We start from the raw sequence: 444 nt of genomic DNA, 5'->3' as shown, positions 1-444 counted from the left end.
ATGCACGATTAATTTTCCCACTCCTTCTAACAAGGCATTATTTTGTGTACTTCTTTAAAGCTTGGGGAGCTTAGTGTGAAATGAGAGCAGGATCTGTTATTCCTACGGGACAGGAGGGGAATTGGAATTTGGTGCTTGAAAATTGAAATTTGAGATCAAAGATCTCTTATCATCCACACCGAACAATTATAGTGACCGGTATCTCCCAAAGGACCTTCAAGTTTTCTGAATCCGCTGCGGGCATACAGTTTTTGGGCATGCTCCATGTAAGGCATGGTTTCCAGATAACATTTTTCAAAACCTTCCTGTTTTGCGAAATTGAGGCACTTATGCATCATTTCGGCGCCGGCACCTTTTCCTCTTATTGCAGGTAAAAAATACATTTTTTGAAGCTCACAAATTTTGCTGTCCCCATTCGCTAACGGAGCGATCCCTGCTCCGCCT

Annotated in this window: 1 protein-coding gene; it reads right to left on the bottom strand. The window is 42.6% G+C overall.

The features are described from left to right. Positions 1–155 precede the first annotated feature (155 nt). Positions 156–444: GNAT family N-acetyltransferase (locus HC175_RS18740; RefSeq protein WP_168139711.1), on the bottom strand; the 289-nt coding region annotated here is incomplete at its 5' end.

The sequence above is a fragment of the Salinimicrobium oceani genome (assembly GCF_012037645.1).
The sequence above is the reverse complement of the archived record's forward strand: the minus strand, read 5'-3'. Positions and strand labels throughout refer to the sequence as shown.